This is a genomic window from Daejeonella sp., assembly GCF_049655485.1.
Taxonomy (GTDB): domain Bacteria; phylum Bacteroidota; class Bacteroidia; order Sphingobacteriales; family Sphingobacteriaceae; genus Daejeonella.
Window position 1 is genome coordinate 1 of sequence record NZ_JBASJU010000403.1, and the last position, 4,368, is coordinate 4,368.

Annotated in this window: 3 protein-coding genes; all 3 read left to right on the top strand. The window is 42.0% G+C overall.

Annotated elements, in window-relative coordinates; translation table 11 throughout:
- Positions 1–2,561, top strand: a 2,561-nt coding sequence (locus WBJ10_RS16345; protein WP_424292218.1) for a gliding motility-associated C-terminal domain-containing protein, incomplete at its 5' end; no start/stop codon positions are given.
- 117 nt (positions 2,562–2,678) lie between these two features.
- Entirely contained in the window at positions 2,679–3,212 is a 534-nt protein-coding gene (locus WBJ10_RS16350) for a DUF3347 domain-containing protein (protein ID WP_424292220.1), read from the top strand.
- 166 nt (positions 3,213–3,378) lie between these two features.
- On the top strand, positions 3,379–4,368 hold a 990-nt coding region (locus WBJ10_RS16355; RefSeq protein WP_424292222.1), incomplete at its 3' end, for a citrate/2-methylcitrate synthase.

Sequence of the window (4,368 nt, forward strand, 5' to 3'; positions counted from 1 at the left end):
GTTCAGATATTGTAAGCATTACCAGGGATGAAGTAAAAAGTGCAGGGGCAGACTTAACCGTTTGTTCACCAGCAACTACTTTGAAACTGGCCGATGCTGGAGCAGGATATAAGTGGGAAGTAGTTGCTGGCAACCCTTCTGCTGCAACTATCGATGCATCAACAGGGGACATTGCAGGAATGACAGCCGACGGTGTCTATCATTTTATTCTTCGTTCCGACTACGGTGGATGTGCGGATGAAATTCTAATAACCAGGGCATCTATTGGACTTACTTATAGCAAAACTGAGGTATTGTGTTTTGGAGAATCGACAGGTTCGATTGATTTGACCGTGAGCGGTGGGACTGGCCCATATGTTTACATTTGGAGCAATGGCCAAACAACACAAGATCTAAATAATATTGGCGCTGGGACTTATACGGTAACCGTTACGGATACTAAAGGTTGTGCCGCGACCCTGCCAATCACTATTAGCCAGCCGGCTTCATTAGCATTAAGTACTTCCCTAACGGATGTTCTATGTTTTAGCGGATCCACTGGTGCAATCAATCTCAGCGTAAGCGGCGGAACTGCGCCTTATTCTTATTCGTGGACAGGAGGAGTTACAACTGAGGATCGTACCGATCTGGCTCCGGGCACTTATACTGTCACAGTCACTGATGCTAACAATTGTTCAGTATCGACATCAGTAATTATAGCTCAGCCATTAGCACCGATGGCTTTAACTTCAACGAAGACAGATGTTCTTTGCTCTGGCGCTGCAACCGGCGCGATCGACCTTCATGTTACAGGCGGAACCGCACCATATACCTATTCCTGGCAAGGAGGTATCACGACAGAGGACCGTACCGGATTAACTGCTGGCACTTATAACGTAACCGTCACGGATGCTAAAGGCTGTCAGAAGGTCACCGACGTGACCATTACTGAGCTCGCAGCTATTACCGCCTCAATTGCCGGAACAGCAGTAAATTGCAACGGAGCTTCTTCGGGTTCAGCCGACCTCACCGTTAAGGGCGGAACCGCACCATATAAATTCCTTTGGAACAATGGGCAGAATGTTGAGGACGCAACTGGACTGGCTGCTGGAATTCACACAGTAACAATAACTGATTCCAATAGCTGTACAGCTACAGCTTCGGTTACTATTACTCAGCCTGCTGTTGCACTGACCCTAAGTCCAACAAAAACCGATGTACTTTGCTTTGGCGCTTCTAATGGTTCGATCAATTTATCTGTATCCGGCGGAACTGCTCCTTATACTTATTCCTGGACTGGCGGTCATACCACGAAAGACCTTTCTGGTCTTCCGGCCGGGAACTATAGTGTTTTAGTTACTGACGCCAAAAACTGTAGTGCTACGGTGTCAGTAGTAATCGCTCAGCCTGCTGCTGCACTCGAAGTAAAGACAACTAAAACCGATGTTTTATGCTTTGGTTCAAGTACAGGTGCAGTTTCACTAAACGTTAAGGGTGGTAAAGCCCCATATACTTATAAATGGAATACGGGTCAAAGTGTTAAGGATCTGGCAAACATCCCCGCAGGTGTTTATAACGTCTTAGTTACAGACTCGGGGAATTGTTCAGTCAGCGCAGAGGTCGAAATAACCCAGTCAGAGCAACTAAAGGCAGTACTAACTGCGAAGAATCAAGTTTGTGGTAGTTCTGGCGGGTCAATTTCAAGCCAGATTACCGGCGGAATAAAACCCTATAAAATATCCTGGGTGGGTAATTCAGCGATAATATCCGGGGAAATTACCAGTGCTAAGGCCGGAATCTACGAAATGATTGTAACGGATGCTGTAGGGTGTACATTGAGTGTTAAAACGGAGGTTCGACAGGAGGGATGCCCACCTGTCGCCTCAACTGTATATCTTACTCCCGAATTATCTTCTGTATTGGAGGGTAACAAAGTAGCTGTAACTGCCAGACTGACCCATTCTTTTAAAGAAGACGTAATCATAACCGTGGCATATAGCGGAAAGGCCGGAAAGGAAAGAGATTATCTTGTTCTGGATCAATACATGAGCCTGAAGATATCCAAAGGCTCTTTATCAACTACCGAGAAAATGACCATCGCTGCGCTACATGATGCATTTCAGGAGGGTGATGAGGATGTCATCTTGAAGATAAAGACAGTATCAAATCCAGATGTTATCATTGGCAAAGGTGCAGTGGTAATTATTAATGACCTATATCCGCCACCAACTCCAACGGATGTACCACATGATTTACCAATAAATCCAGATATCGTTCCGGATGCACTCATGTCTCCAAATGGCGATGGAAACGGAAACGAATTTTTCACTATTAAGAATATAGATCTGTATCCAGACAATGAGGTATTGATTTTTAATCGCTGGGGAAATGAATTGTTTTCTATAAAAAACTATAATAACAACGATCGGAATTTTAAGGGCTTTGCTAATAAAGGAATACTTGTTAATTCGGACCTGCCTTTAAGTGACGGGGTTTATTTCTATATTATAAGTACTTTTCGTTCAGTTGGTACTGCCCGGAACAAAAACGTTAATAAGGGTTATATCATTCTTAAACGGTAGAACTGACACTTTTTCCACCAATAAACAGAAAGTCTTGCAATTATGCAGGACTTTCTGTTTTATTTATAGTATTCAGCATTATTAACGATATTTGAAAAAAAGATAGATCAAATGAAAATGAGACTTGTTATTACCGGATTAGTTGTGGCTTTTAGCTTCACTGCATGTAACCAGCCAGCAGAAACAAAAAGTACTGATATAGTGGAATCAACCCCGGTTGGAACGGCTTCTCCTGCAGATTTGAAAGATGAAAATGTCCAAAATGTTTATGATGATTACTTAAAGCTGAAAGATGTTTTAATCTCTTCGGATTTTTCCGGCGCACGTCAGGCTGGTGAACAATTAGCGGTCTCTTTGTCTAAAATTGATGGATGTGAAAACACAGCTGGTTTAGCAACGAAGATATCTTCTAGTGATGATCTTAAGGCGCAGAGAGTTCACTTTACTGCATTAAGCGCAGATGTTGTTGCCCTTATGAAGCATACGGACGTTAGCTCTGGAGAGTTATATGTTCAATATTGTCCTATGGCCAATGAAGGAGAAGGTGGATACTGGCTGGCAGCAGAGAAAGAGGTGAGAAACCCATACTACGGAGATGAGATGCTTAATTGCGGCGAAGTCAAAGAAACGATTGGTGTGGGCAAAAACTAATTCAGCTTTTTACAATATGGTGAATATCGGTATCAATCGTTATTACCGATCTGATATTCATCGTAAATTGGCTATAATTAACAAAAATATTGCAAATCCTTTTTGCAATATTACCACATAAACGAGCATAATTATTAGTTTTGTCTAATAACCATTACAAACAAATATGTCTGAATCAGCATCCTTAAAAATAGGAGATAAAACGTACGAGTTACCGATAATAGAAGGTACTGAGGGTGAAAAAGCAATTGATATTTCTAAACTCCGGGATCAAACTGGCTTTGTTACTCTTGATTCTGGATACAAAAATACGGGCGCTACAAAAAGTGCGATAACATTTCTTGATGGGGAAGAAGGGGTGTTAAAATACCGCGGTTATGCAATTGAAGAACTGGCGGAAAAATCCAGCTTCCTTGAAGTTGCTTATCTGCTTATTTACGGGGATTTACCCACAAAAGAACAATTGGATTCTTTTCAGGGCGATATATCTAAGCACACTCTTGTACATGAGGACATGAAGAAATTCTTTGACGGATTTCCTTCTAAATCTCACCCGATGGGTCAGTTGTCTTCCTTAATTTGTTCCCTGTCTGCATTTTACCCTGAGTCTTTGAACTCGGTACAAACAGCCGAAGAACAAAATCAGACCATTATTAAGCTTCTTGCGAAGATGACTACCGTGGTTTCCTGGATTTACAAGAAATCATTGGGTCACCCTGTAATTTATCCTTTGAATAAGCTTGGTTATGTCGACAACTTCCTGAACATGACTTTCGGGCAACGTACAGAAGATGTTGAGATTGACCCGGTATTCGTTTCTGCGATGAATGTCTTATTCATTCTTCACGCCGATCATGAACAAAATTGCTCGACGTCAACCGTTCGTATGGTTGGTTCTTCTGAGTGTAATTTATATGCTTCCATTTCTGCAGGGATATCTGCTTTATGGGGACCACTTCACGGAGGGGCTAATCAGGCGGTAATCGAAATGCTTGAACAGATCAAAAATGACGGTGGCGATACTGATAAATGGATCAATAAAGCAAAAGATAAAAATGACTCTTTCCGTTTAATGGGATTTGGCCATCGGGTTTATAAGAATTTTGATCCTCGTGCAAAGATTATAAAGAAAGCTTGTGATGATGTTTTAGATAAG

Excerpts from the sequence above, each read along its gene's own strand:
- WBJ10_RS16350 (WP_424292220.1), top strand. The coding sequence starts at position 2,679 with ATGAGACTTGTTATTACCGGATTAGTTGTGGCTTTTAGCTTCACTGCA.